The organism is Kluyvera sp. (assembly GCF_047971185.1).
In the GTDB taxonomy this organism is placed as follows: Bacteria; Pseudomonadota; Gammaproteobacteria; order Enterobacterales; family Enterobacteriaceae; genus Kluyvera.
In genome coordinates, this window is sequence record NZ_JBKDZH010000057.1 from 46,712 (window position 1) to 71,046 (window position 24,335).

Below are 24,335 nucleotides of genomic sequence, written 5' to 3' on the forward strand. Positions count from 1 at the left end.
GCCGAATTCAGTTAATGCGCTGCTCGTCCTCGCCAAAGACCAGCACGTCGCGGCTGGAAAAGTGCGCGCGGTACTCCGCGCCCACCACCAGATCGCGGCCGTGTCGAGTCTCAATCGTCAACGTGCCGCCCTGCGCGCCGCGGGCGTAGGCAAAGGTTTCGCTGCCCAGCTGTTCCAGCAGGTCAATGGTCACCGTCAACGCACCGTCGCCGCTTTCGCGGAACTGCTTGGGCCGAATCCCCAGTTTCACCCGGCTGCCCGGGGCCACCGCGCGGCGAATCGGCACCTCCAGCAGCGCGTCGTCAAACTCCGGTAAACGCACGCGGATCCCCTGCTCGTTCTGCCACACCACAATCGCGTTGATAAAATTCATCCGCGGCGAGCCGATAAACCCGGCGACAAACAGGTTCGCCGGGTTGTCGTAGAGCTCGAGCGGCGAGCCTATCTGCTCAATGACGCCGGCGCGCAGCACCACGATTTTGTCCGCCAGCGTCATCGCTTCGACCTGATCGTGGGTCACGTACACGGTGGTGCTTTTCAGCTCCCGGTGCAGGCGCGCGATTTCGATACGCATCTGCACGCGCAGCTCCGCGTCCAGGTTAGAGAGCGGTTCATCGAACAAAAACACCTTCGGATCGCGGACAATAGCCCGTCCAATGGCCACGCGCTGGCGCTGGCCGCCGGAGAGCGCTTTCGGCTTGCGCGTGAGCAGATGCTCCAGCTCCAGCGCTTTCGCCGCCGCCATCACCTTGCGTTCAATCACCTCTTTCGCCACACCCGCGTGCTTGAGAGCAAACGCCATGTTGTCGCGCACGGTCATGTGCGGATACAGCGCGTAGGTCTGAAACACCATCGCGATGCCGCGCTGGGAAGGTTCCGCGTCGTTCATACGCACGCCGTCGATGGTCAATTCGCCCGCGCTGAGATCCTCCAGCCCGGAGATCATCCGCAACAGCGTCGATTTCCCGCAGCCCGACGGGCCAACGAAAACCACAAACTCGCCGTCGTTGATGGTCAGATCCACGCCCTTAATGATGTCGATTTTTCCAAACGACTTTTTTACCCCGGCCAGTCTGACTTCAGCCATGACTCACTCCTTGCATTATTTCACCGACCCCAACATGCCCTGCACGAACTGTTTTTGCATGGCGAAGAACACCACCAGCGTCGGCAGCGTGGCCAGAATCGCCGCCAGCATAATGACGCCAAAATCCGGCACATAGGCAGAGCCCAGCGACGAGAGGGCCAGCGTGAATGTTTTTTGTTCATTGGATTGCAGGATTATTAATGGCCATAGATAGCTATTCCAGGCGGTCATAAACGCAATAATAAAGGCCGCCGCATAGGTCGAACGCATCACCGGCACGTAGACAAACAGAAAAATTTTCCACTCTTTCAGGCCGTCCACTCGCGCGGCATCACGCAGATCGGCGGGAAAAGCTTTCGAGCTTTGGCGGAAATAGAAGATCAGATACACCGATGCTATGGTCGGCAGGATCACCGCCATATGCGTATCCACCAGATCGAAAGTCGCCATCAGAATAAACAGCGGGATCATCATCGCGGCAAAGGGGATCATCATGGTCAACAGCAGCCCCTGATAGATCCGCTCCTTAAACGCCGATCGGAACATCTCAAAGCCGTAGCCCGCCATCGAGGAAACCAGCAGAGTCAGCAGCGTGCCGACGATGGCAATTTTGCCGGTATTCCAGAACAGTTGCCCAACGTCAAAGGTCTGGCTGAATTTAACGTAGTTATCCAGCAGCGCCGTGCCAAAGAACAGCCGGCCCTTCACAATATCTACGCTCTCATTGGTGGCGCCAATCGCCATCCAGATAAACGGGAAAATAGAGATAAAAGCGGTAATGGCGAGCAGGCAATAAGTCACCGCCATTCTCAGCGTGCGCAGGCGAATCATACGTTACGCTCCCGGGCGAGCCAGAACTGAATGACCGCCAGAATCGCGACCATAAAGACGATGAAATAAGAAACCGTGGTGGCGTAACCAAAGTTAGGCATAAATTTAAACGACAAATTATAAATATACATCGACAGCGTCAGGGTACTGTCCGCCGGGCCGCCAAGGGTAATATTCATCGGCTCGTCGAAAAGCTGGAGCGTACCAATGGTAGAAGTCACCGTGGTAAACAGAATAACCGGCTTAAGCATCGGAATGGTGATCGAGAAAAACTGCTTCGTTGGTGAAATACCGTCGATACGGGCCGCTTCGTAGATCGATTTATCGATATTTTGCAGCGCCGCCAGATAGAAGATCATGTTATATCCGGTCCATCGCCAGGTAATAGCGACAATAATCACTACCTTTGCCCAGAAAGGATCCGTCAGCCACGCAATGGGTTCATCCATGACGCCCATGCCAACCAGCAAATGGTTAACCACGCCATCGTAGGAAAACATACTTTTGAACAGCACCGAATAGGCCACCAGCGAGGTTACACAGGGCAGAAATATCGCCGTGCGCCAGAAACCACGCGCGCGTAATCCCGGCATATTCAGCGCCGAAGCCAGTACTAATGCCAGCAATATCATGATTGGCACCTGCACAATCAGGAAGATCAGGGTATTACTGAGCGCTTTATGAAAGACCGGATCGTAGGTCAGGCGGAGAAAATTGCCGAGGCCGACAAATTTCATCATCGCCCCCTGGCCGGAGTGAAACGAGAACCACAGCGACTTCACCACCGGGTAGAGAATAAACGCCGCCACTAATAGCAACGCGGGCAGGACAAATCCCCAGCTATTAATCGAGAAGGCGCGCTTCGCTCGCAAGTTGGTCATCGACAGCACCTCAAATTTTGGGCGAGGCCTTCCTCGCCCGAATGAGCCTTATTGAATCTGAGTGTTAACCTGCTGTTCGATATTCTTCAGCACCTGCTCCACCGGCGCACCGTCCTTCAGCGCGGGCAGCTGCGCGCCAACCGCAGCATCGGCTTCGTAGGTGTACATGCCGTAGTTCACCGCCGGGATAACCTTCAGCCAGTCGCTAAAGGTGCTCCAGATAGGCGCATTGCCGAAGTACGGATCCGGCTGCTTGTAGGCCGCCCCTTCGCGCGACAGCAGGTTAGAGCCCATCGCGCCGTTCTTCTGCAAAATTTGCTGATAGAAATCAATGTTGTTGACGTAGATGTCGTTAAGGAACTGAATAGCTTGTTCTTTCTCCGGGCTGCTCTCCAGCACGTACCAGCTGGAGCCGCCAAGGTTAGAGGCATGAGTCGCGCCCTTCACCGACAGCGCCGGGATCGGGGCGACGCGCCACAGCCCGGACTGTTTGGGTTCGGCTTTGATGGAGCCGGTCGCCCACACGCCGGTGACGACGCTCGCCACGTCGCCGCGGTTAAACGCCCCCACCCACTCGGCCCAGCCGATCACCGGTTTAACGATCCCGGCGGCGTTGAGCTTCACCTGCGTTTCCAGCGCTTCTTTCAGCGCCGGATTATTGGCGATATCCAGCTTGCCGTCTTTATCAAAATACCAGCGCCCGGCCGACTGCATCATGATACGAATTAACCCGGCATCGTTCGGGTCAATTGCCATCATCTTCTTACCGGTTTTTTCCTGCACCTTTTTACCGATTTCGATAAATTTATCCCAGCTAATATCCTGCAGATCTTTGTCGGTATAGCCCGCTTGTTGCAGCAGATCCTGGCGGTAATACCACACGGTCACGCCGGTATCGAACGGCACGCCGTAGGTTTTACCTTCTACGGTCATCAGGTCGACTTTATATTTCGCAAAGCGCGTAAAATCTATTTTGCCATTCAGCGGGGCAAAGGCGCCGGGGAATGCCCGTAGATATTTTGGGGCATTGTAATCCTCAACCAGCACGATATCCGGCAGCGCCTTCGTCATTCCAGAGGCGAGCATGGTTTGCAGCTTTTGTTCAAGGTCGGCTTTGGCTAAATCAACAATATCAAAGGTCACATCAGGATGGGTTTTCTGATAAATATCTGCCGCATCTTTCATAATGGCGACGTTATAATGCGGGTCCCATGACCAGATAGTGATTTTTTCGGCCTGTACGGCAAACGCCGCGCCCAGCGCGGCAAGCGCGACAAATATTTTTCCTTTACGCATAAGTAGAGCCCTTTTCCCGTCATCTTTTTTTATTAAAACGCCTGAGAGCGCATGACAAATACGGTTAGCAATACTCTGGCACAGCAAATACTGCCCCGTCCTGCTCCTGAAAAAAATGAATCAAATTCATCATCACTCTGAAATGTTTCCGCTCACAACAGAAACGTTTAGGGAGTGTGATCGAGTTAGAAAAAATGAATACACACACAAAGACGGAGGTTATGTGTTTAATAATGGCGAATAATCTGAAAACCCCGTTGATTAACTTCCAGTTTATTCCTGGAGACGCATAATATCCGGTGTGGCAAGCTTATTCGTGCTCATAACACTGAGATTGTTAGATGAGGAATTTATGAAAAAGACAATGATTGCATTATCCGTTCTTATGCTGGCTTCGCCGGTTTTTGCCGCAACCACACACGCAACTGATGAGACGGTCGCCGCCGCACAGGAAAACGCCAACACCGCGAAAGAAAAGCTGCATCAGGCACAAAATCAGGGTGAAGAGCTGAAGCTGAAGTCTAAGCACGCCGCTGAAGGTAAAAGCGACAGCGTGGGTAGCCAGGTGAGCGAAGGCGCGCAGAAAACCTGGAATAAAACCAAAGAAGGCACGGAAAAAGGCTGGAATGCGACCAAAGAAGGCGCGCAGAAAGGCTGGGATAAAACCAAGGAGACCAGCCAGAAAGGCTGGAACGCGACGAAAAAAGGCGCGCAGGAAGGCTGGGATAAAACCAAAGAAGGTGCCGCTGACCTTGAGAGAAAAGTCAGCGAATAACGTCTCTCCCACGCTTTACCCCCACGCCCGATGGCCACATCGGGCGTTTTTTTGCCGCCAGCCAATCAGTTATAGATCAGGGTAAAGGTCGCCATACTATTCGCCATCCCCGCGCCGACGGTGCCGCCCGTCTGCACGTACTGGGCGGTAAAGTTGATGCGTTCAGCATTGGCAGCGTTAGTGGCCTTGACGTTTTTCAGTACCGGCAGATTCGCCGCTTCGTTAAGCTTCACCGGCGTTCCGGCCTCAGGGGCGGGAGCGTCATTACTCCCATAGCTCAGTTTAATGCCTACGCCGCTGGCCGCACCGTCCCCCCGGGTTAACGCCAGCGTATCCGGCTGGCCGGCATCCGCCTCGAGGCCAAAGAAACCGATGCGCACGTCCGTCGGCTCCGAGCAATACACCGGAATCGCAAAGTTTTTCGCGCTACCGCCGGTGGTATTCACCCCTTTAAACTCAGATTTGTTCACCGAGCCCAACGCCACATTGATGGTCGACGTCGTCACCTGGCAGCTGCCGCTGGCGCCAATATCGACGTTCAGCGCCGACAAATCGAGAAAGGTCGGTGACGAATCGACGGCACCGCTTCCCGAGGTACCCTGCTGTTCCAGAAACAGTTTCCCCACCTGCGCCTGCGCTTCAACGTTGGTATGGTTGCCGCCGCTGAGCTGCACTTCCCCGGTCTTGTAGAAGGTCACAAACGCCTTCACGATAATCTCACGCTCGGACAGTAGCGGAGGCAGATCGGCGCTGTCGCAAACGGTGACGGACTTTTTTCCCGCCGGCGATGAACTGCCATCGATATAGTGCACCGCCCCGCCGTTGCACTGGAAGCCAAGCGAGTAGCCTAGCCCATCAAGCTTTGTCGCGAAGATGTGCACGCCGTTAACCGCCACGGCCGCGCCGCCGGTATCAACCTGCTGATAAACAATCCGTTTCCAGCCGGAGGCCGGCGCCTGGAGATCGCAGGTAAAGTGGATCCCGCTGCCGTTATCGGCCAGCGAATGCGACATCTGCGAATTGACCGGCAGTGATGGCAGATACTGCACGTTCTGGGTATTGATGGTCATTTCACCGACGGTGCTATTGCAGCTCTCAGCCCATACGCGATGGCTGCTAACGCCTGCCACCAGCAAGATCAACCAGCAGATGAGGGGAAAATATCTGTTCATTTTTCGCGACCTTTTATAAACACACCGCGCTGACGGTTTGCACCGGCTGACGCTGCGGATTGTCAGGAAGATGGAAGTGAGCAACGCAGGTTTGCGCGGCGTGACGGTCATCCCAGCGCACTTCAAGCATGCCGTCATCCGGTACGCCGCTCAGGTACACCTGCCCCTGCTCGGCCACCATTCCGGAGGCTGCGCCATCGGCATTTTTCACCCGCACGCTAGCGCCAAACGGCAGCGGACGGCCGCGTCCACGCAGGGTAAACAAGACGCGGTGACCGATATGCGTCTGATAATCGGCCTCAACGATCGCCCCACCGCCAGGGATCACCGTTTGCCCCAGCAGCTCTACATCGGCGTTGTCCGGGATCGTTTCGGTATCCAGGCTGATATCATTTTTGCGGTAGGTGGTCAGCGTCGGGACGATAGCGTAGCCGCGCCAGTCGGTATGCACGTTGGTGCCGTTCTGGATCTCGACGTTGTCAGCGCCGGGCGCGCGGACGATTGCAAAACTGTCGCCGGTATACTGCCCGAAGGTCACGCCGTGGGGATGCGCCACGATCGAGCCCGACGCGCCCCAGGTCACCTGATTGCTGACGTTATCGTGCTGATAGCCAACCTGCGCTTCACCATAGCCACCGCGATAATCCAGCGACGCGCCGCTGTTGCTCCCCTGCCCCCGGTTGCCGTACCCCTGCTGTACGGTGTAGAAGAGATTGTTTTTCTCCAGCGCCGAGCCGTACAGCGAAGCCTGCTGCGAGGTATAGCCCGCGTTGTCCGTCGTCATGCTGTAGCTGACTGAACTGTCTGGCAGCATTTTGCCCAGCGGGATATTCAGGTTGAACGAGAAAGAACGGTCGCTTTTGCTATGCTCGGAGGACTCGCTGAAGTAGTAACCAACGCCCCAGGAGACGCCTTTCCAGGCGCTATAAAAGCCAACGTGAACCGTCTCATCATGCCCCTGAGCGTGCCAATAGGTCTGGGTCCAGGCTGAAGCCGATAAGCTGCCGATGCTGCCCAGCGTTTGTGACAATGAGATCTCTTCACGAGCGCGTTTGTTATCCGCCACGCCGTAGTCGCTTTCCAGCGCGTTGGCTTCGCTGAAATCGTAATAGCCGCTGGAGGAGTAGCGATAGCTTGCCAGGCTGAGCGAGGTGCCGATACTGGCGAACTCTTTCTGATACTGGATGCGCGCGGAGTTACCGTGAAAGCGCTGTTTCGACGGCGTGCGCGTCACCGCGCTGGTGTAATCCACCCCCAGCGATCCCAGCTCGCCAAAACCGTGCCCCAGCCCCGCGGACCAGGACTGATAATCCTCCGCCATCTGCGTGCCGCCGTAGAAGGTAATGTCGGCAGGCAGGCCGTAAAACAGCGTCGACTGCACAAACTGGGGTTCGCGAATTTGCGGCTGCGTGGAATAAAATCGCCCGGCGCTGACGCTGTATTTCAGTCGTCCCTGGCGTAGCATAAACGGCACGGCGGAGAACGGCTGAGTAAAGGTGCGTTCCGAGCCGTCGCTCTCTTTCACCGTCACCTCCAGGTCGCCGCTCTGGGAGGTGGGGTAAAGGTCTTTAATCGCGAACGCGCCGGGGGCCACGTAGGTTTCGTAAATCACATAACCGTGCTGCGAAACCGTCACTCTGGCATTGCTGTGCGCCATGCCGCGGATCACCGGCGCAAAACCGCGCTGGCTGTCCGGCAGCATCTCTTCTTCCGACATCAGCTGCGCGCCGCGAAACTGCACGCTATCGAAGACGTCGCCGCTGGTGTAGGTATCACCGATGCGCAGCTGGCTTTTTAGCGCACGTACGTCGTGCTGAAGATAGGTACTTTGCGAACGCCAGCGACGCGTTTTGTCATACTGCATGGAGGCAATGTTGCGCAGCCGCCAGCCGCCAAGATTGAGGCCGCTGCGCAGGTTGAGGTAGCTGGTGCGCGTATTGCTGTTCTCCTGCCGCGACTGCGCGCCGGTCAGGTTATAGTCAACGAATGCGGCGGGAATACCATCATCCCAGCGGGAGGGATCGACATAGCCGTGGCTTTTCAGATTCATCGCCGCCTGCGGAATACTGAGATTCAGGCGCTGCTGGGTGAAATCAAACTGGCTGCGGGCGTCGGGGATAAAGCGCTCTATATGGGTGAGCGTTTCGCCATCGTGCAGCGTGTCGAACGCCGGGAAGGCGCTGACATTGACGCCATAATCCGCTAATTTCGCGGCCGTAAGCACCGGCAACAGCTCGCCATCGTCGTCAACAAATTCCACGGTTTGCTGGGCAACCTGCTGGTTGTTGACCCAGATAGTGACGGGGTAGCTTCCTGGCTGCTGCCCACCGGACTTTGCAAAATAGTGCAAATCAGCGGTCTTCTGCTGCGGGTCCGATAGCTCAACGGCAGCCGGGTCGAAGTAGTCATCGGCCCAGGAAGAATGGGTATAGCATAGCGCGAATAGCGCGGTCGGTACGCAGGCCAGCAGCACGCTGACGCCGGCCGCGACATCATCGGTCCGGGTATTTGAGGTGTTCGTTTTCACGATAAGCGCCCGCAAAATTACCGTTGAGCGAAGTCGGTCACGCCGCCAAAGTCATTAATCGCACGCCATTTCACAACGCCTGCGCGATTTACCGACCAGGATTTATCGCTAAACGGCGCAATCATGCCCGGCGAGTCCAGCTCCTGCCCGCCGACCGAGATAGAGAAAAAGGAGACAAAATAGGGCGTCGGGTTATGCGCAGCGATGCCGGAACCGGTAGGACGGAAGGTCACGGCTTTCCAGGCCTCGGCGGATTCCCCCACCAGGCCCTTTGGCCGATAGAAAATCTTAAATTTCGACTTAATATTGACCTGTAATTTATTGTCGTCATTCTTTTTCGACGGTGCGATACTTTTTACGTTCAGCCAAAATACCGACTCACGATCGCGGGGCAGGTTTGCACCGGTGTAGTTAATACGCAGGATGTTTTTTTGCTCCGCATCCAGACGAAATAGTGGAGGCGTAACAATAAAAGGCGGCTGGCTTTTATCCGTTGGGGAGAAATTCTCGACCCACGATTGTACCAAATAGGGTGTAGCGCTATCGGCATTGGTCACCGAAATAGAGGCTTCTCGTTTTCCTTCCTCATAAATTACGCGGGTTCCTCCCATGACGATACCAGCCTGAGCCGTGGCTGATAAAACGAATAAAGAAAGAGCTATGCTTGCGATAAATCGATTCATAGGAGTAACCAGCATTTTAAATAAAACGGAGATGGAGCAGAAGTTTCCTTCTGCTCACGGTTTAATTAGTTGTAAACCATATTAAAATCAGCGACGCCGTTCGCGGCACCCGTGGTTACCGTCGCGCCAGTGGCGGTGTAATCCGCGTAGAAAGTCAGATCGGCTGCACCGGTGTCCTGATCGTCATCTTTAACAATGTCATGCATTTCAGAGACATGGCCCGGAACTATCTGTTTCGCCTGGTCATCTTCATACAGCTTGATGCCCACGCCGGTCGCGCCTGACTTCACGGCCAGAAGTGAGCTATTGTTGGTGTCTTTATCGCCATCAAACAGGACTGCGACCTGTTCAACGGAGGTCGGACAGTCTTTTACTTTGATATGGAAAGCGGTTTTTGTGGTTTCAGTGCCAGCGCCGGTAAAATAGCTTTTCGCCCATTTGCCGAGGTCAACGGTCTGGTTCGCGGTGGTGCTATCCACGTTGCAAGAAGAGTCGGTGATTGAACCGGTAAATTTCACCTGGCCGCCAGTGCCCTGCGTACCTGCTTCAGAACCTGGGTTGGTGGACACGGACGCGACTGCTGCGCCGGATGCCAGAGCGGCGATAACGCATGCCATAATGCGGAATTGTGATTTCATGATTGCTCTCTTATTAACTTAATATTGCTGCAGGTAGCTTGAGAATAAACATTTATTCGCCAGCCGATCTGCCGTCATATCCTCCTTGTTTATATGGTTTTGTTCCGTCTGTAGGGTATAAAAACGCTAATCCGCCCCATCCATTTAATAACCACAAAAAAAGAATGTTTTTGTCGTTATTATGGGGGCTGAATCGGTAATGATTAATGTATTAGGAATACGAGGCTAATAATATTCTTATTTAGAGAGGATGCAACCAATGATTAGGTAAAATAGCGGTAAAAGTATTTAATTCAAATAAACAAAGATCAACAACCATCAACGCATGTTGCCTTTACCATCACATCAAACATAATTAAACCGGAATAAGCCACAGTTAATTTAACACTTCGCCCATAAATTTAACTAAATTAACCCCATCAGGCATATTATCATTTCTTTTTTATGACAAAAAATGCGCAATCAACATTAAACCAGGAATAATCTCAATATTATTATGGTTATTTATTCTCATCCCCAAAAAAATTAGCACACTAACATTTTCGCATTCAGCGAAAATTTTCTCGCCACCCACGGTCCTTTAGTTTAGAATTAACTAAATTTAGAAAAACATAAAATAACATGACGCCAGACGAACAGCTCCAGGCTCGCGCCAGCGAAGCCGCTACGTTACTCAAAGCGATGAGCAATCCCCATCGATTGCTGGTCCTCTGTATGCTCTGCGAGACACCGGGAACCAGCGCGGGTGAGTTAGCCAAAGCCACCGGCCTAAGCCCTTCCGCCACCTCTCAACACCTCGCGCGGATGAAAGAAGAGCAGCTTATTGGCTGCGAGCGCGACGCGCAGCGCCTGCACTACTTCATTAAAAATGAGGCCGTGCAGCAAATCGTCACCACCTTAAAAACGCTCTACTGTCCTTGAGGAACTCATCATGACCGCCGAATCTCTCTCCCCTGAAGAGGTGCTTGCGCTAACCGAGCAGGGAGCCCTGCTTATCGATATCCGCGATGCCGATGAATATGCCCGCGAACATATTCCCGCTGCGCGCCTGTTCCCGCTCAGCGCCATAGAGCAAGGCGCTACGCTCAAGGCTAACGCCGATACGGTGGTCATTTATCACTGCCAGTCCGGTAACCGCACGCGCAATAACCTGCCCCGCCTGATTGCCGCCGCCGCGCCGGCCCAGGTCAAAATCGTTGAGGGCGGTATCGATGCCTGGCGACAGGCTGGGTTGACCACGGTTGAGGATAAATCGCAGCCTCTACCCCTAATGCGCCAGGTACAGATCGCCGCAGGCGTGCTAATTTTAGTGGGCGTCATTCTCGGCTATAGCGTATCCAGCGCCTTTTTCCTGCTCAGCGCGTTCGTTGGCGCAGGCTTAACCTTTGCCGGGTTGACCGGTTTTTGCGGTATGGCGCGTTTGCTGACTATCATGCCGTGGAACCGACGCTGAAGGCCGTCGCCGTGACGACCACTTTACTGAAGACGAGAAATAGCAAAGGAGCACGTTGATGTTTGCACCAGGCGATCTGGTTCAGCCTAAAATGGGCGGGCCAAAATTAAAGGTTATTGAAGCGCATGAAGATAGCATCGTGGCGGTTCAGGCCAGCGATGAGCACGGCAAGCAGTACACCCTGAAAAACGATGACGTTGCCCCGTATCGTGAAGAAGGCGACTTTGGCGTTTGCTGATCTCCCCGCGGTGAGTGTGACTCACCGCCCTTTCCCTTTCCGCCTGATTGAATTTTTACCCATAAATTGCGCATATCTAAAAAAAGAAGCCAACAGCGTTTAACGCTAATTATTGGGCTATAAACTAGATAAAAACTCCAATAGTGACGAAAATCACAATAAAATCAGCATAGCCGTTTCACGGACGGCACCGTCGCATTTATCAGCCTTTCCCCCCCTTCGCGTAAAAACACACAAGCTATTGATTCAAAATAAAAAACAGACCCTTAAAAACAAAAATAGCGCAGCGGTCAAAAAACACTCTAACGCAGAGTATTTTATTGACAAAAACGCATTAAATAAAAATATTTCACTAGTTGTTTGTTCTATTGCAGATGGATAACCTATACACGTCAAACAAACCAACCCAAAACGCCAAAAAACACGTTTTCTCTTAGTTTTAACGTCCATTTTCGAGGAGCATACCGATGTTCTCTGCGCAGTCACGCCTGCGTCATGCGGCAGCAGACACTTTCGCCATGGTGGTCTACTGTTCCGTCGTGAACATGATGATTGAAATTTTTCTCTCGGGAATGACCTTCGAGCAGTCACTTTCATCTCGTCTGGTTGCCATCCCGGTCAACATTATTATTGCCTGGCCCTACGGTATGTATCGTGACTTTATTATGCGGCAGGCTGCGCGTATCAGCCCGGCAGGTTGGATGAAAAGAGTGGCGGATCCGCTGGCGTATGTGACTTTCCAGTCGCCGGTATACGTGTTGATTTTACTAAGCGTGGGTGCCGACTGGCATCAGATTGCCGCGGCGGTCAGCTCAAATGCGGTGATATCGCTGGTGATGGGCGCCGCTTACGGCTACTTCCTTGATTTCTGCCGTCGCCTGTTCCGTGTTGGACAATACACGCAGGCGAAGGCCTGATAGCTCCGCAATAAGAGACTGGCGACGCCAGTCTCTTATTTATACGTTCTCGCCAAATAGCCCATCTAAAAAACGCTCTAGCGCCATTCGTGAACTAAAGCCGTGCGGAATACCGTAGTGCTGCTCAACCTCGCCGCCCAGATACAGCGGAAACTGCTCGTAGTGATCGCAGGCTTTAATTTCTGATGCCGGTTCGGCAAATTTAAAGCTACGGTCTTTCAGCGCCGGATGAATAATCAGCGCCGTGCGCCCCATCCGCGCTTCACGGTTAACGTAAACATAGTTTTCGCCTCGGCGGTAGCCGTAGGCCTTTGCGGTTACCGCATCCATGGTAAAGCCCGCTTTTTCAAGAACGCGCGCCACCTCATCAGGTCGTAGATACATATTTTTTCCTCGTCATCTTTTACTGCATCGCCACCTTACATGAATCAGTATTCGCCTCGCTTTCAGATAAATCCAGAAACACGTTAAATCACGGCAATTTATAACGCATGACCTACACTTAACGCTCCATCAAATTTTGTGGAGGCCGTTATGCCCAAATTATTTAACCGCAACGAAGTTGATGATGAAGTGCAGGATATTCATAATGATGTCAGCCAATTAGCCGATAGCCTTGAGGATATTCTCAAGAGCTGGGCCAGCGAAAATAAAGACGAAGTGGATACCGCACGCCGCAAAGCCAAAGCCTTGCTGAGTGAAACCCGCGCCCGTATTCATGGCCGCAACCGTCTACAGCAAAGCGCCTGCGATGTTGCCGGCACCGCTGATAGCTATGTTCGCGATAAACCGTGGCAAAGTGTGAGCGCCGCCGCGGCGGTGGGTATTTTTGTTGGCGTATTATTGGGATCGCGCCGATAATATAACCATAAAGATGTTGATAATAAAAACGCGTCTCCCCCGGAGTATCTTTGATGCTCCGGGGTTTTTATTTTATCGCTCGCCTCAGCGCCGCCACCTGTTCATTCGCCATCGTCTGCGAGACAATATTGGTAAAGCTCATAATCAGCCCGGCACCTCCGCGATGGGCAATGCGCCAGTCGCTCACCGCCTGTACCGCCAGGCCCGCTTCCCGCGCCCGGCGCGCCATCCCCCGGTCATCGCCCGCCACCGACACCACCAGCTGGATACCTCCCAGCTGCTCCACCACCTGAAAACCGTGCGTTACCAGCGCCGTTTCCAGCCAGCGTCGACGCTGGGCGTAGTGGACGCGCATCTTTTTCAGATGGCGCCAGAAGTGGCCTTCGCGCAGGAAGTCGGCCAGCGTCTGCTGCCAGAGCAGCGGCACCGGGCAGGCAGCGCGCTGAACCTGGCGACGAAACGCCGCCACCAGCGGCATAGGCACCACCAGCCAGGCGGTGCGCAGCGCCGGGAACAGCGATTTGCTGAAGGTGCCGATATAAATCACCCGCTGCGGCGCGTCGAGGCTTTTCAGCGGCGGTAGCGGCTTGCCCTGATAGCGAAACTCGCTGTCATAATCATCCTCAATCACCCACGCCTGGTGGTGTGCCGCCCAATCGAGCAACTGGCGGCGTCGCGGTAGCGAGAGCGCCACGCCGGTGGGGCTTTGATGCGCGGGCGTCAGCAGCGCAAAACGTGCATCGGCGGCGTGCTCAAGCGCCCAGTCAACGTCCATCCCCTCGCCGTCGACCGGTACCGGATGCAGAGTCACGCCTTCCTGCTCGATAATCGGGCGAATGAGCGGAAAACCGGGATCTTCAACCCACATGCCCTCACCGCGCCCCGACAGCGACTGCAGGGTCAGGCTCATGGCGGCGGCATAGCCCGAGGTGATAAACACCTGCTCGGCCTCACACTCAATGCTGCGCGACAGCCGCAGGTATTCCACAATCGCCTGGCGCAGCGCCATTTCGCCGCACACATCGCCCAGCGCCAAATCAAAGCGGGTTTGCGTGCGCAGCCTGCGCCCCATCACGCGGGACCATATCCCGCGCGGAAAGAGATCCAGCGCGGGCAGCCCCAGCTGAAACGGCTGCGGCTGAAACTGTTCACCGCCAAAACCAAGCGGCTCGGCTGGCGCGGCCTCCAGCGTTAAGTGATCGCTTACATACGTGCCCGCCTGCCCGCGTCGTTCGATCCAGCCCTGCGCCGCCAGCTCGCCGTAGGCGTTCTCCACCGTTACCCGTGAAACGCCAAGTTCCTGCGCATAGAGACGACTGGACGGCAAACGCCGGCCGGCCGGTAGCTCTCCCTGTTCGATCGCCGCCTTGAGCTGGCGGGCAATGTGCTGGTAGCGCGGCACGCTCTTTTGTTTCATGGTCTTATTTTTTACCCGCATTATGGCTATCTTGTTAAGGCCATTATAGTGCTATTTTTGTCGCATCTTGAACGAGGAGAAAGACAATGACTGCATTACGCCAACCCTATAGTGAACTCAGCCCCAACGTCTATGCCGGGCTGGTGCAGGCGAGTATCGCGCTGGAAAAAAGCTCGCTGGAGCGCACGCTGCTGGAACTGCTGTATCTGCGCGTATCGCAGATCAACGGCTGCGCGTTTTGCCTGGAAATGCACAGCAAAGCGCTGCGTAAATCCGGCGTGGAACAAGCCAAATTAGATGCGCTGGCTGGCTGGAGAGTGAGTCATCACTTCAGCGACGCGGAGCGCGCCGCGCTGGCCTGGGCAGAAGATCTGACCCACGTCGCCGAGACCCATGCGGAAGACAGCGTATATCAACCGCTGCTGACCCACTTCAGCGCCGAACAGATCAGCGACATCACTTTTGCCATCAGCCTGATGAATGCCTTTAACCGCCTGGCAGTCGGCATGCGGATGTAGTTTCGAATTGCCCGTGAATAATCGAATTCATGGGCATTATTTCGCCTCGGATATTCCGCATTATTTCAGCAAAACACGCCCCCATTTTTTACCCGGATATTTCCTAAAAAAATCGCATCATCATACAAATAACCGCCCGGTTTCCTCCGCGAATTTTCAGACAATATTCAGGCCATTTTTTAGATCTCGACCAAATTTCCTGAACAAATTGATAAAAAAATCAACGCCCGATAATTTGCGCTCAGCCCTTATATCATGGGAAATGAGAGAGATATCACCCTGTTGCTATTTCGGATGAAAACCGATTGAGGGTTGTCACATCGTCTCAGTATGCTAGGGTATATACAGGTCATTATTTTCATCAGGTAGCATATCGACATAAACTAAAAACAGGAAATTTCATATTGCATGGCAGTTAAATTAGAAGTTAAGAATCTTTATAAAATATTCGGCGAGCACCCACAGCGAGCATTTAAATATATCGACAAAGGTTTCAGCAAAGAGCAAATTCTGGAGAAAACAGGGTTATCGCTTGGCGTCAAAGATGCCAGTCTGGCCATTGAAGAAGGCGAGATATTTGTCATCATGGGATTATCCGGTTCCGGCAAATCCACCATGGTACGCCTTCTCAATCGTCTGATTGAACCCACTCGCGGGCAGGTGCTGATTGACGGTGTGGATATTGCCAAAATATCCGACGCCGAGCTGCGCGACGTTCGCCGCAAAAAAATTGCGATGGTTTTCCAGTCTTTCGCCTTAATGCCGCACATGAGCGTGCTGGATAATACCGCGTTCGGTATGGATCTGGCCGGCGTAGCGGTGAAAGAACGCCAGGAGAAAGCGCTGGATGCGCTGCGCCAGGTGGGGCTTGAGAACTACGCGCACGCCTATCCGGATGAACTCTCCGGCGGGATGCGTCAGCGCGTCGGTCTGGCACGCGCGCTGGCTATTAACCCTGATATCCTATTAATGGATGAAGCCTTCTCGGCGCTCGATCCGTTAATTCGTACCGAAATGCAGGATGAATTAGTCAAATTACAGGCCAAACATCAGCGCACCGTGGTATTTATTTCCCACGACCTTGATGAAGCCATGCGAATTGGCGATCGCATTGCCATTATGCAAAATGGCGAAGTGGTACAGATCGGTACCCCGGATGAAATTCTGAATAACCCAGCGAATGATTATGTCCGCACCTTCTTCCGCGGCGTGGATATTAGCCAGGTGTTTAGCGCCAAGGATATTGCGCGCCGTAATCCGGATGGTTTGATCCGTAAAACGCCGGGCTTTGGCCCGCGCTCCGCCCTGAAATTACTGCAGGATGATGACCGTGAATACGGCTACGTCATCGAACGCGGGAATAAGTTTGTCGGTATTGTCTCCATTGATTCACTGAAAGAGGCGTTAAAAGCCAATCAGGGAATCGACGCGGCGCTAATTGATGAGCCTCTGGCCGTCGATGCGCAAACGCCACTCAGCGAATTGCTCTCTCACGTGGGGCATGCTCCCTGCGCCGTACCGGTGATTGGAGAAGAGCAGCAGTACGTCGGCGTTATTTCAAAAAGAATGCTGCTACAGGCATTAGATCGCGAGGGGGCAAACAACAATGGCTGATCAATCTAACCCGTGGGATACCACACCGGCCGCCGACAGCGCGGCTAACTCCGCCGACGCCTGGGGTTCACCGGCTTCGGCACCGTCCGGCGGTAACGCCGACTGGCTGCATAGCGCACCCGCACCGCAGCCTGAACACTTCAACATTATGGACCCGTTCCATAAAACGCTGATCCCGCTCGATAGCTGGGTGACGCACGGCATCGACTGGGTGGTCACGCACTTCCGTCCGCTGTTCCAGGGGATCCGCGTTCCCGTCGATTACATCCTGAGCGCCTTCCAGCAGCTGCTGTTGGGGATGCCTGCGCCGGTGGCGATCGTGCTGTTCGCCCTGATTGCCTGGCAGATCTCCAGCGTCGGGATGGGCGTTGCAACCTTTATTTCGCTGATTGCCATCGGTGCGATCGGCGCGTGGTCGCAGGCCATGATCACTCTAGCGCTGGTGCTGACCGCCCTGCTGTTCTGCGTGGTAATCGGTCTGCCGCTTGGGATCTGGCTGGCGCGGAGCCCGCGGGCGGCGAAAATTATTCGCCCGCTGCTCGATGCGATGCAGACCACCCCGGCGTTCGTCTACCTGGTGCCCATCGTCATGCTGTTCGGTATCGGTAACGTACCGGGCGTGGTGGTGACCATTATCTTCGCCCTGCCGCCGATTGTGCGTCTGACCATTCTGGGAATTAACCAGGTACCGGCAGACCTGATTGAAGCCTCGCGCTCCTTTGGCGCCAGCCCGCGCCAGATGCTGTTCAAAGTGCAGCTGCCGCTGGCTATGCCAACCATTATGGCGGGCGTTAACCAGACGCTGATGCTGGCGCTGTCGATGGTGGTTATCGCCTCGATGATCGCCGTCGGCGGTCTGGGCCAGATGGTGCTGCGCGGTATCGGTCGTCTCGATATGGGCCTGGCGACGGTCGGTGGCGTGGGGATCGTGATCCTCGCCATTATCCTCGACCGCCTGACGCAGGCCGTGGGTCGAGATTCCCGCAGCCGCGGCAACCGCCGCTGGTACAGCACCGGCCCGCTGGGTCTGCTGCTTCGCCCTTTCACTAAGTAACCATCGTGTTGGCCCGCGCTGCCGGGCCAACGCTCCACCACTATCACTATTAAAGGAACAACGATGCGACACTCATTTGTCTTAGCGACTGCTTTTACCACGCTGGTCTCCACCGGCGCGTTTGCTGCCGACCTCCCAGGGAAAGGCATTACCGTTCAGCCGGTGCAGAGCACCCTGTCAGAAGAGACCTTCCAGACGCTGCTGGTGAGCCGCGCGCTGGAAAAACTGGGCTACACCGTCAGTAAACCGAACGAAGTCGATTACAACGTCGGCTACACCTCCATCGCCGCCGGTGACGCCACCTTCACCGCCGTGAACTGGATCCCGCTGCATAACGACATGTACGCGGCGGCGGGCGGTGATAAGAAGTTCTATCGTGAAGGGACGCTGGTGGGCGGCGCGGCGCAGGGTTATCTGATCGATAAGAAAACCGCCGATCAATACCACATCACCAATATCGCGCAGCTGAAAGATCCGAAGATCGCCAAACTGTTCGACACCAACGGTAACGGTAAAGCCGACCTGACCGGCTGTACGCCAGGCTGGGGCTGCGAAGCGGCCATCAACCACCAGATGGAAGCTTACGACCTGAACAAGACGGTCGATCATAATCAGGGTAACTATGCGGCGATGATGGCCGATACCATTACCCGTTTTAAAGAAGGCAAACCGATTTTCTACTACACCTGGACGCCATACTGGGTGAGCGACGTGCTGAAACCGGGTAAAGACGTGGTCTGGCTGCAGGTGCCGTTCTCTTCCCTGCCGGGCGTACCGAAAGATGCCGACACCAAGCTGCCTAACGGCGCTAACTACGGCTTCCCGGTAAGCACTATCCACATCGTTGCCAACAAAGCCTGGGCCGAGAAAAACCCGGCGGCCGCGAAGCTGTTCGCCATTATGAAGCTGCCGCTGTCTGACATTAACGCGCAGAACTCGATGATGCATGCCGGTAAGGCGTCAGAATCGGACGTTCAGGGCCAGGTTGATGGTTGGATCAAAGCCCACCAGCAGGTATTTGACGGCTGGGTGAACGAAGCGCTGGCGGCGCAGAAGTAAGTGAGCCGCTAACCGTTCCCGGCGTTCGGCCGGGCTACTCGCCCAGGGTAGCCCATCCGAGCGCCGGAATAACGCCCTTTAACGAAAAGCACATTCCGCTACGCGACATTTCCCCTCTTCCTCCGCGCTTTCGCTATTATCACTGCCATCTTCCTTCATTATCTCAATACCATGACTAAACCTGCTCACGGGCTTAGCCCAGCGTTAATCGCCTTAATGTCCGTCGCCACCGGCCTTGCCGTTGCCAGTAACTACTACGCGCAGCCGCTGCTGGAGACCATCGCCCGTCACTTCTCGCTCAGCGCCGGACAGGCCGGTTTTATCGTCACCGCCGCCCAGTTGGGCTACGCGGCCGGGCTGCTGTTCCTGGTGCCGCTGGGCGATATGTTTGAACGCCGCGCGCTGATCGTGACCATGACCCTGCTCGCTGCGGGCGGCATGTTGCTCACCGCCAGCAGCCATTCACTGAGCATGATGATCCTCGGCACCGCGCTCACCGGCCTGTTTTCGGTGGTGGCCCAGCTGCTGGTACCGATGGCGGCCACCCTCGCCTCGCCGGAAAAGCGCGGTAAGGTGGTCGGGACGGTCATGAGCGGGCTGCTGCTCGGTATTCTGCTGGCGCGAACCGTCGCCGGGCTGCTGGCAAGCCTCGGCGGCTGGCGTACCGTCTACTGGGTCGCCAGCGCGCTGATGGTGGTGCTGGCCTTCGCGCTATGGCGCGGCCTGCCGAAGCTCAAGCAGGAGACGCATCTTAATTACCCGCAGCTGCTCGGCTCCATCTTTAGCCTCTTTGCCCATGACAAACTGCTGCGTACCCGCGCGCTGCTCGGCTGCCTGACCTTTGCCAACTTCAGCATTCTGTGGACTTCGATGGCGTTTCTGCTCTCCGCCGCGCCGTTCAACTACTCGGAAGGCACCATTGGCCTGTTTGGCCTGGCGGGCGCGGCCGGCGCGCTGGGCGCACGTCCGGTCGGCGGGCTGGCGGATAAAGGCAAAGCGCACCTCACCACCACCTGGGGCCTGCTGCTGCTGCTAATTTCCTGGGTGGCGATCTGGTTCGGCCATAGCTCCGCCATCGCGCTGATTATCGGCATTCTGGTGCTGGATTTAATGGTTCAGGGGGTGCACATCACCAATCAGACGGTGATTTATCGCGTACAGCCGGACGCCCGTAACCGACTGACCGCCGGCTACATGACCAGCTACTTTATCGGCGGCGCGGCGGGGTCGCTGCTGTCGGCGTGGGCCTGGCAGCATGCAGGCTGGGCAGGCGTCTGTGCGGCAGGCGCGGCGATCTCCGTCATCAACCTGCTGGTCTGGTGGCAGGGCTACCATCGTCAGGAAGCCGAGTAACATCGGGGGGGTGATGGCGATACGTATTCATCACCTCTATGTCATAGGCTAACAACATAAATTACTGGCAATAATTCATTTACTTTATTTGTCACTGTCGTTACTATATCGGCTGTAACTAATGAGGTAATGCCCAGATGGATAGTTCGTTTACGCCCATTGAACAAATGCTGAAATTTCGCGCCAGCCGCAGCGAAGAGTTTCCGTTCCAGGAAATTCTGCTGACCCGCCTTTGCATGCACATGCAGGGCAAGCTGCTGGATAACCGCAATAAAATGCTGAAAGCTCAAGGGATTAACGAGACGTTATTTATGGCGCTAATCACGCTGGAGTCTCAAGAAAATCACAGCATTCAGCCTTCCGAACTCAGCTGCGCGCTCGGGTCCTCGCGTACCAATGCCACCCGTATCGCCGATGAGCTGGAAAAACGCGGCTGGATTGAACGTCGTGAAAGCGACAACGATCGTCGTTGCCTGCATCTGCAGCTCACCGACAAAGGTCGCGAATTCCTGAACGAGGTTCTGCCTCCGCAGCATCACTGCCTGCATCAGCTCTGGTCGTCTCTCAGCGCGGCTGAGAAAGATCAGCTTGAGCATATCACCCGCAAACTTCTTACCCGTCTGGATCAGATGGAAGAGGATGGCTCAGTACTCGACGCCCTGCGCTGATACTACCGCGATCGCAAGGAAAACAAACAGGCCAGCAGATAACCCCTGCTGGCCTTTCTGGTAAACAGGTCGGCGTCGCCGATATAAATAATAAGAATGTGGAGAATCACATGAGCGCAAATGCGGAGACTCAAGCCCCGCAGCAACCCGCCAACAAGAAAGGCAAACGTAAACGCGCCCTCATCTTGTTGACCTTGCTCTTTGTTATTATTGCCGTGGCCTATGGGGCCTACTGGTTTTTGGTTCTGCGTCACTTCGAGGAAACCGATGACGCTTACGTGGCAGGGAACCAGGTACAAATCATGGCGCAGGTGTCCGGCAGCGTGACGAAAGTCTGGGCTGACAACACCGATTACATCCAGCAGGGTGACGTGCTGGTCACGCTCGACCAGACCGACGCTCAGCAGGCGTTTGAAAAAGCGCAGACCCAGCTGGCCTCCAGCGTGCGTCAGATGCGCCAGCTGATGATCAACAACAAGCAGCTGCAGGCGAATATCGATATTCGCAAAACCACGCTGGCTCAGGCGCAAACCGACCTCAACCGTCGTATTCCGCTGGGCAGCGCTAATCTGATTGGCCGTGAAGAGCTGCAGCACGCGAAAGATGCGGTGACCAGCGCTCAGGCGGCTCTCGACGTGGCGGTGCAGCAGTACAATGCGAACCAGGCGATGATTCTGGGCACCAAACTGGAAGATCAGCCGACCGTGCGTCAGGCGGCAACCGACGTGCGTAACGCATGGCTGGCGCTGCAGCGTACCAAAATCGTCAGCCCAATGAGCGGCTACGTGTCCCGTCGTTCCGTTCAGCCGGGTGCGCAGATTAGCCCGACCACGCCGCTGATGGCGGTGGTGCCGGCCAGCAACCTGTGGGTTGACGCGAACTTTAAAGAGACGCAGCTGGCGCATATGCGTATTGGCCAGCCGGTGACGGTCATCAGCGACATCTACGGCGACGACGTGAAGTACACCGGGAAAGTGGTCGGTCTCGATATGGGTACCGGTAGCGCCTTCTCCCTGTTACCGGCGCAGAACGCCACCGGCAACTGGATCAAGGTCGTACAGCGTCTGCCGGTGCGTATTGAACTGGATGCCGATCAGCTGGCCAAACACCCGCTGCGTATCGGTCTCTCTACGTTGGTGAAGGTTGATACCTCTAACCGCGACGGTCAGATGCTGGCTAACCAGATTCGTACCAGCCCGGTTTACGAGAGCAACGCGCGTGAAATCAGCCTCGATCCGGTGAACAAGCTGATTAACGACATCGTCCAGGCCAACGCCAACTAATGCTGGGGTGCGCGTAATGCAACAGCAAAAACCGCTGGAGGGCGCGCAGCTGGTCATCATGACCATTGCGCTGTCGCTGGCCACCTTTATGCAGGTGCTGGATTCCACCATCGCCAACGTGGCGTTGCCGACCATTGCCGGTAACCTTGGCGTCAGCGCCGATCAGGGCACCTGGGTCATCACCTCATTTGCGGTGTGTAACGCCATTGCGCTGCCGCTGACCGGCTGGTTTACGCGCCGTTTCGGTCAGTTAAAGCTGTTTATCGGCTCGGTGATGATGTTTACCCTGACCTCGTTTCTCTGCGGCTTCGCCCACAGCATGACCGAGCTGATTATTTTCCGGGCGCTGCAGGGCTTCTTTGCCGGGCCGATGTTCCCGATGTGCCAGACGCTGCTGCTGGTGATTTTTCCGCCGAGCAAACGCAGTATGGCGCTGGCGCTGCTGTCGATGGTTACGGTGGTGGCGCCGATTGTCGGGCCAATTACCGGCGGCTGGATCACCGATAATTACTCCTGGCCGTGGATCTTCTATATCAACGTGCCCATCGGTATCTTCGCCACCATTGTGGTCTGGACCCAGATGCGCGCCCGCGAAGAAACCACCAGCCATGCTCCGATCGATTACATCGGTATCGGGTTGCTGGTGCTGGGAGTGGGTCTGCTGCAGGTGGTGCTGGATAAGGGCAACGATCTCGACTGGTTCGCCTCTTCGCACATCATTGTGATGTCGACGATTTCGGCCATCTCGCTGGTCTCCTTTGTGATTTGGGAGCTGGGGGAGCGGCACCCGATCGTCAACCTGCGCTTGTTTAAAGACCGTAACTTCGCCGTCGGTACCCTGGCGCTGACTTTGGGGTACGCCGCCTTCTTTGCGATCAACATTATTCTGCCGCAGTGGTTGCAAACGCAGATGGGCTATACGGCAATTTGGGCCGGACTGGCCGCGGCGCCGATGGGGATCCTGCCGCTGATGATGACCCCGATTATTGGCCGCTACGCCAACAAGTTCGATCTGCGGATCCTGGCTTCGCTGTCATTTTTGACCATGGGGGCATCCTGCCTTATCCGGGCGCAGTTCAATACCGATGTTGATTTCCGCACCATTGCCGAAGTGCAGTTGTTTATGGGGATCGGCGTGGCGTTCTTCTTTATGCCGATTACCACCATCGTGCTGTCAAACCTCAACGGCGCGGAAGTGGCGGAGGGGTCGGGGCTGGCGACATTTTTCCGCGTGCTGGGCGGTTCTTTCGCCTCGTCGCTGACGACCTGGATCTGGTCGCGGCGCGAGGTGTTTCATCATGCCAACCTGACGGAGAGCGTGTCTGTCTATAATCCGGGAGCGGTGGAGTATGTTGAAAAGATGGGTGGGGCGACGCAGCAGCATATGGCGCTGATTGATAAAACGATTGAGCAGCAGGCCTACATGATGTCGACCATCGATTACTTCTGGGTGCTGGGCTGGGGCTTTATGGTGTTGATTGCGGTGATCTGGTTTGCGCGTCCACCGTTTAGCCGTGCCGGGGCGCCAGGGGCACCGTCTGCTGGCCATTAGGCATTCGGTTGTAGGGTGTAAAAAAGCCGTAACGCAAAACGTTACGGCTTTTCATTAGGTTAGTCAGCCACCATTAGCGCTGAGAACACCCTGAACACTGTTTGTTCTGAATCTGCTGGAAGAAGTCGTTGCCTTTGTCATCCACCAGGATGAACGCCGGGAAGTTTTCTACCTCTATTTTCCAGATAGCTTCCATCCCCAGTTCCGGGTAGGCCACGCACTCGAGGCTCTTAATACTCTGCTGCGCCAGTACTGCCGCCGGGCCGCCGATGCTGCCGAGGTAGAAACCGCCGTGCTGGTGGCAGGCATCGGTCACCTGCTGGCTGCGGTTGCCTTTTGCCAGCATCACCATGCTGGCGCCGTGAGACTGCAGCAGATCGACATAAGAATCCATCCGTCCGGCAGTCGTCGGGCCGAGAGAGCCCGAAGCATAGCCTTCCGGGGTTTTGGCCGGGCCA

The 24,335-nt window shown here is 55.4% G+C and carries 25 protein-coding genes; 14 read left to right on the plus strand and 11 right to left on the minus strand.

Going from position 1 to position 24,335, the window contains the following annotated elements:
• Positions 1–7: 7 nt before the first annotated feature.
• From ACK5JN_RS16560 to ACK5JN_RS16575, 4 genes are read right to left on the minus strand one after another with little or no spacing between them, the layout of a single operon-like run.
• The gene (locus ACK5JN_RS16560; RefSeq protein WP_416871162.1) at positions 8–1,087 is read right to left on the minus strand and encodes an ABC transporter ATP-binding protein; all 1,080 of its coding nucleotides are present in this window, start codon (positions 1,085–1,087) and stop codon (positions 8–10) included.
• A gap of 15 nt (positions 1,088–1,102) precedes the next feature.
• On the minus strand, positions 1,103–1,918 hold the full coding sequence (locus tag ACK5JN_RS16565; protein WP_416871163.1) for a carbohydrate ABC transporter permease: 816 nt from the start codon (positions 1,916–1,918) through the stop codon (positions 1,103–1,105).
• Positions 1,915–2,799 carry a carbohydrate ABC transporter permease gene (locus tag ACK5JN_RS16570; protein ID WP_416871164.1) on the minus strand — a complete coding sequence of 295 codons (885 nt, stop codon included), beginning with the start codon at positions 2,797–2,799 and terminating at the stop codon, positions 1,915–1,917. Before ACK5JN_RS16570 ends, ACK5JN_RS16565 begins: the two co-directional genes overlap by 4 nt.
• A gap of 48 nt (positions 2,800–2,847) precedes the next feature.
• On the minus strand, positions 2,848–4,095 hold the full coding sequence (locus ACK5JN_RS16575; protein WP_416871165.1) for an ABC transporter substrate-binding protein: 1,248 nt from the start codon (positions 4,093–4,095) through the stop codon (positions 2,848–2,850).
• 352 nt (positions 4,096–4,447) lie between these two features.
• Here ACK5JN_RS16575 and ACK5JN_RS16580 point away from each other — a divergent pair, with 352 nt between their 5' ends.
• Positions 4,448–4,870, plus strand: coding sequence for a hypothetical protein (locus tag ACK5JN_RS16580; RefSeq protein ID WP_416871166.1), 423 nt, complete (start codon positions 4,448–4,450; stop codon positions 4,868–4,870).
• A gap of 65 nt (positions 4,871–4,935) precedes the next feature.
• Here the strand turns inward: ACK5JN_RS16580 and ACK5JN_RS16585 are convergent, their stop codons facing one another.
• The 4 genes from ACK5JN_RS16585 to ACK5JN_RS16600 form a co-directional block, all read right to left on the minus strand.
• The gene (locus tag ACK5JN_RS16585; protein WP_416871167.1) at positions 4,936–6,042 is read right to left on the minus strand and encodes a fimbrial protein; all 1,107 of its coding nucleotides are present in this window, start codon (positions 6,040–6,042) and stop codon (positions 4,936–4,938) included.
• Positions 6,043–6,055: 13 nt separating this feature from the next.
• A complete protein-coding gene (locus ACK5JN_RS16590) occupies positions 6,056–8,569 on the minus strand; it encodes a fimbria/pilus outer membrane usher protein (protein ID WP_416871168.1) in 2,514 nt (837 codons plus the stop codon).
• A gap of 17 nt (positions 8,570–8,586) precedes the next feature.
• Positions 8,587–9,252, minus strand: a complete 666-nt coding sequence (locus ACK5JN_RS16595) for a molecular chaperone (RefSeq protein WP_416871169.1) — start codon at positions 9,250–9,252, stop codon at positions 8,587–8,589.
• Positions 9,253–9,317: 65 nt separating this feature from the next.
• The gene (locus tag ACK5JN_RS16600; RefSeq protein WP_416871170.1) at positions 9,318–9,890 is read right to left on the minus strand and encodes a fimbrial protein; all 573 of its coding nucleotides are present in this window, start codon (positions 9,888–9,890) and stop codon (positions 9,318–9,320) included.
• Between the two features lie 621 nt (positions 9,891–10,511).
• Between ACK5JN_RS16600 and ACK5JN_RS16605 the strand changes: the two genes are divergently transcribed.
• The 4 genes from ACK5JN_RS16605 to ACK5JN_RS16620 all read left to right on the plus strand — a co-directional run bounded on the left by ACK5JN_RS16605 (position 10,512) and on the right by ACK5JN_RS16620 (position 12,498).
• Positions 10,512–10,811, plus strand: coding sequence for an ArsR/SmtB family transcription factor (locus tag ACK5JN_RS16605; protein ID WP_416871171.1), 300 nt, complete (start codon positions 10,512–10,514; stop codon positions 10,809–10,811).
• A 10-nt stretch (positions 10,812–10,821) separates the two neighbouring features.
• Positions 10,822–11,343 (plus strand): rhodanese family protein, encoded by a 522-nt coding sequence (locus tag ACK5JN_RS16610; RefSeq protein ID WP_416871172.1) that lies wholly within the window; start codon positions 10,822–10,824, stop codon positions 11,341–11,343.
• 58 nt (positions 11,344–11,401) lie between these two features.
• Positions 11,402–11,581, plus strand: a complete 180-nt coding sequence (locus ACK5JN_RS16615) for a hypothetical protein (RefSeq protein ID WP_064543251.1) — start codon at positions 11,402–11,404, stop codon at positions 11,579–11,581.
• Between the two features lie 467 nt (positions 11,582–12,048).
• The gene (locus tag ACK5JN_RS16620; RefSeq protein WP_416871173.1) at positions 12,049–12,498 is read left to right on the plus strand and encodes an L-alanine exporter AlaE; all 450 of its coding nucleotides are present in this window, start codon (positions 12,049–12,051) and stop codon (positions 12,496–12,498) included.
• A gap of 39 nt (positions 12,499–12,537) precedes the next feature.
• On the opposite strand, the gene ACK5JN_RS16625 is transcribed toward ACK5JN_RS16620, so the two are convergent.
• The gene (locus tag ACK5JN_RS16625) at positions 12,538–12,882 is read right to left on the minus strand and encodes a DUF2002 family protein (protein ID WP_416871174.1); all 345 of its coding nucleotides are present in this window, start codon (positions 12,880–12,882) and stop codon (positions 12,538–12,540) included.
• 150 nt (positions 12,883–13,032) lie between these two features.
• On the opposite strand from ACK5JN_RS16625, the gene ACK5JN_RS16630 reads away from it, so the two are divergent.
• A complete protein-coding gene (locus ACK5JN_RS16630; RefSeq protein WP_416871175.1) occupies positions 13,033–13,359 on the plus strand; it encodes a DUF883 family protein in 327 nt (108 codons plus the stop codon).
• Positions 13,360–13,426: 67 nt separating this feature from the next.
• Here ACK5JN_RS16630 and ACK5JN_RS16635 read toward each other — a convergent pair whose 3' ends face one another.
• Entirely contained in the window at positions 13,427–14,761 is a 1,335-nt protein-coding gene (locus tag ACK5JN_RS16635; protein WP_416871187.1) for a PLP-dependent aminotransferase family protein, read from the minus strand.
• Positions 14,762–14,862: 101 nt separating this feature from the next.
• Between ACK5JN_RS16635 and ACK5JN_RS16640 the strand changes: the two genes are divergently transcribed.
• The 8 genes from ACK5JN_RS16640 to ACK5JN_RS16675 all read left to right on the plus strand — a co-directional run bounded on the left by ACK5JN_RS16640 (position 14,863) and on the right by ACK5JN_RS16675 (position 23,877).
• Positions 14,863–15,294 carry a carboxymuconolactone decarboxylase family protein gene (locus ACK5JN_RS16640; RefSeq protein ID WP_416871176.1) on the plus strand — a complete coding sequence of 144 codons (432 nt, stop codon included), beginning with the start codon at positions 14,863–14,865 and terminating at the stop codon, positions 15,292–15,294.
• A 408-nt stretch (positions 15,295–15,702) separates the two neighbouring features.
• Positions 15,703–16,908, plus strand: a complete 1,206-nt coding sequence (gene proV, locus ACK5JN_RS16645; protein WP_416871177.1) for a glycine betaine/L-proline ABC transporter ATP-binding protein ProV — start codon at positions 15,703–15,705, stop codon at positions 16,906–16,908.
• The gene (gene proW, locus ACK5JN_RS16650; protein ID WP_416871178.1) at positions 16,901–17,962 is read left to right on the plus strand and encodes a glycine betaine/L-proline ABC transporter permease ProW; all 1,062 of its coding nucleotides are present in this window, start codon (positions 16,901–16,903) and stop codon (positions 17,960–17,962) included. Before proV ends, proW begins: the two co-directional genes overlap by 8 nt.
• 63 nt (positions 17,963–18,025) lie before the next feature.
• Positions 18,026–19,021 (plus strand): glycine betaine/L-proline ABC transporter substrate-binding protein ProX, encoded by a 996-nt coding sequence (gene proX, locus ACK5JN_RS16655; RefSeq protein WP_416871179.1) that lies wholly within the window; start codon positions 18,026–18,028, stop codon positions 19,019–19,021.
• A 171-nt stretch (positions 19,022–19,192) separates the two neighbouring features.
• Positions 19,193–20,374 carry an MFS transporter gene (locus ACK5JN_RS16660; RefSeq protein ID WP_416871180.1) on the plus strand — a complete coding sequence of 394 codons (1,182 nt, stop codon included), beginning with the start codon at positions 19,193–19,195 and terminating at the stop codon, positions 20,372–20,374.
• 137 nt (positions 20,375–20,511) lie between these two features.
• The gene (gene mprA, locus ACK5JN_RS16665) at positions 20,512–21,042 is read left to right on the plus strand and encodes a transcriptional repressor MprA (RefSeq protein ID WP_416871181.1); all 531 of its coding nucleotides are present in this window, start codon (positions 20,512–20,514) and stop codon (positions 21,040–21,042) included.
• Between the two features lie 110 nt (positions 21,043–21,152).
• On the plus strand, positions 21,153–22,325 hold the full coding sequence (gene emrA / locus ACK5JN_RS16670; RefSeq protein ID WP_416871182.1) for a multidrug efflux MFS transporter periplasmic adaptor subunit EmrA: 1,173 nt from the start codon (positions 21,153–21,155) through the stop codon (positions 22,323–22,325).
• Positions 22,326–22,341: 16 nt separating this feature from the next.
• Entirely contained in the window at positions 22,342–23,877 is a 1,536-nt protein-coding gene (locus tag ACK5JN_RS16675; RefSeq protein ID WP_416871183.1) for a DHA2 family efflux MFS transporter permease subunit, read from the plus strand.
• A 73-nt stretch (positions 23,878–23,950) separates the two neighbouring features.
• Here ACK5JN_RS16675 and ACK5JN_RS16680 read toward each other — a convergent pair.
• Positions 23,951–24,335: fumarate hydratase C-terminal domain-containing protein (locus ACK5JN_RS16680; protein WP_416871184.1), on the minus strand; the 385-nt coding region annotated here is incomplete at its 5' end.

Coding starts and splice junctions, on each gene's coding strand:
- ACK5JN_RS16565 (WP_416871163.1), bottom strand. CDS start 1,918: ATGATTCGCCTGCGCACGCTGAGAATGGCGGTGACTTATTGCCTGCTC.
- proX (WP_416871179.1), top strand. CDS start 18,026: ATGCGACACTCATTTGTCTTAGCGACTGCTTTTACCACGCTGGTCTCC.
- ACK5JN_RS16610 (WP_416871172.1), top strand. CDS start 10,822: ATGACCGCCGAATCTCTCTCCCCTGAAGAGGTGCTTGCGCTAACCGAG.
- emrA (WP_416871182.1), top strand. CDS start 21,153: ATGAGCGCAAATGCGGAGACTCAAGCCCCGCAGCAACCCGCCAACAAG.
- ACK5JN_RS16630 (WP_416871175.1), top strand. CDS start 13,033: ATGCCCAAATTATTTAACCGCAACGAAGTTGATGATGAAGTGCAGGAT.
- ACK5JN_RS16560 (WP_416871162.1), bottom strand. CDS start 1,087: ATGGCTGAAGTCAGACTGGCCGGGGTAAAAAAGTCGTTTGGAAAAATC.
- proV (WP_416871177.1), top strand. CDS start 15,703: ATGGCAGTTAAATTAGAAGTTAAGAATCTTTATAAAATATTCGGCGAG.
- ACK5JN_RS16640 (WP_416871176.1), top strand. CDS start 14,863: ATGACTGCATTACGCCAACCCTATAGTGAACTCAGCCCCAACGTCTAT.
- ACK5JN_RS16575 (WP_416871165.1), bottom strand. CDS start 4,095: ATGCGTAAAGGAAAAATATTTGTCGCGCTTGCCGCGCTGGGCGCGGCG.
- ACK5JN_RS16625 (WP_416871174.1), bottom strand. CDS start 12,882: ATGTATCTACGACCTGATGAGGTGGCGCGCGTTCTTGAAAAAGCGGGC.
- ACK5JN_RS16600 (WP_416871170.1), bottom strand. CDS start 9,890: ATGAAATCACAATTCCGCATTATGGCATGCGTTATCGCCGCTCTGGCA.
- ACK5JN_RS16605 (WP_416871171.1), top strand. CDS start 10,512: ATGACGCCAGACGAACAGCTCCAGGCTCGCGCCAGCGAAGCCGCTACG.
- ACK5JN_RS16570 (WP_416871164.1), bottom strand. CDS start 2,799: ATGACCAACTTGCGAGCGAAGCGCGCCTTCTCGATTAATAGCTGGGGA.
- mprA (WP_416871181.1), top strand. CDS start 20,512: ATGGATAGTTCGTTTACGCCCATTGAACAAATGCTGAAATTTCGCGCC.
- ACK5JN_RS16620 (WP_416871173.1), top strand. CDS start 12,049: ATGTTCTCTGCGCAGTCACGCCTGCGTCATGCGGCAGCAGACACTTTC.
- ACK5JN_RS16660 (WP_416871180.1), top strand. CDS start 19,193: ATGACTAAACCTGCTCACGGGCTTAGCCCAGCGTTAATCGCCTTAATG.
- ACK5JN_RS16615 (WP_064543251.1), top strand. CDS start 11,402: ATGTTTGCACCAGGCGATCTGGTTCAGCCTAAAATGGGCGGGCCAAAA.
- ACK5JN_RS16595 (WP_416871169.1), bottom strand. CDS start 9,252: ATGAATCGATTTATCGCAAGCATAGCTCTTTCTTTATTCGTTTTATCA.
- proW (WP_416871178.1), top strand. CDS start 16,901: ATGGCTGATCAATCTAACCCGTGGGATACCACACCGGCCGCCGACAGC.
- ACK5JN_RS16675 (WP_416871183.1), top strand. CDS start 22,342: ATGCAACAGCAAAAACCGCTGGAGGGCGCGCAGCTGGTCATCATGACC.
- ACK5JN_RS16580 (WP_416871166.1), top strand. CDS start 4,448: ATGAAAAAGACAATGATTGCATTATCCGTTCTTATGCTGGCTTCGCCG.
- ACK5JN_RS16585 (WP_416871167.1), bottom strand. CDS start 6,042: ATGAACAGATATTTTCCCCTCATCTGCTGGTTGATCTTGCTGGTGGCA.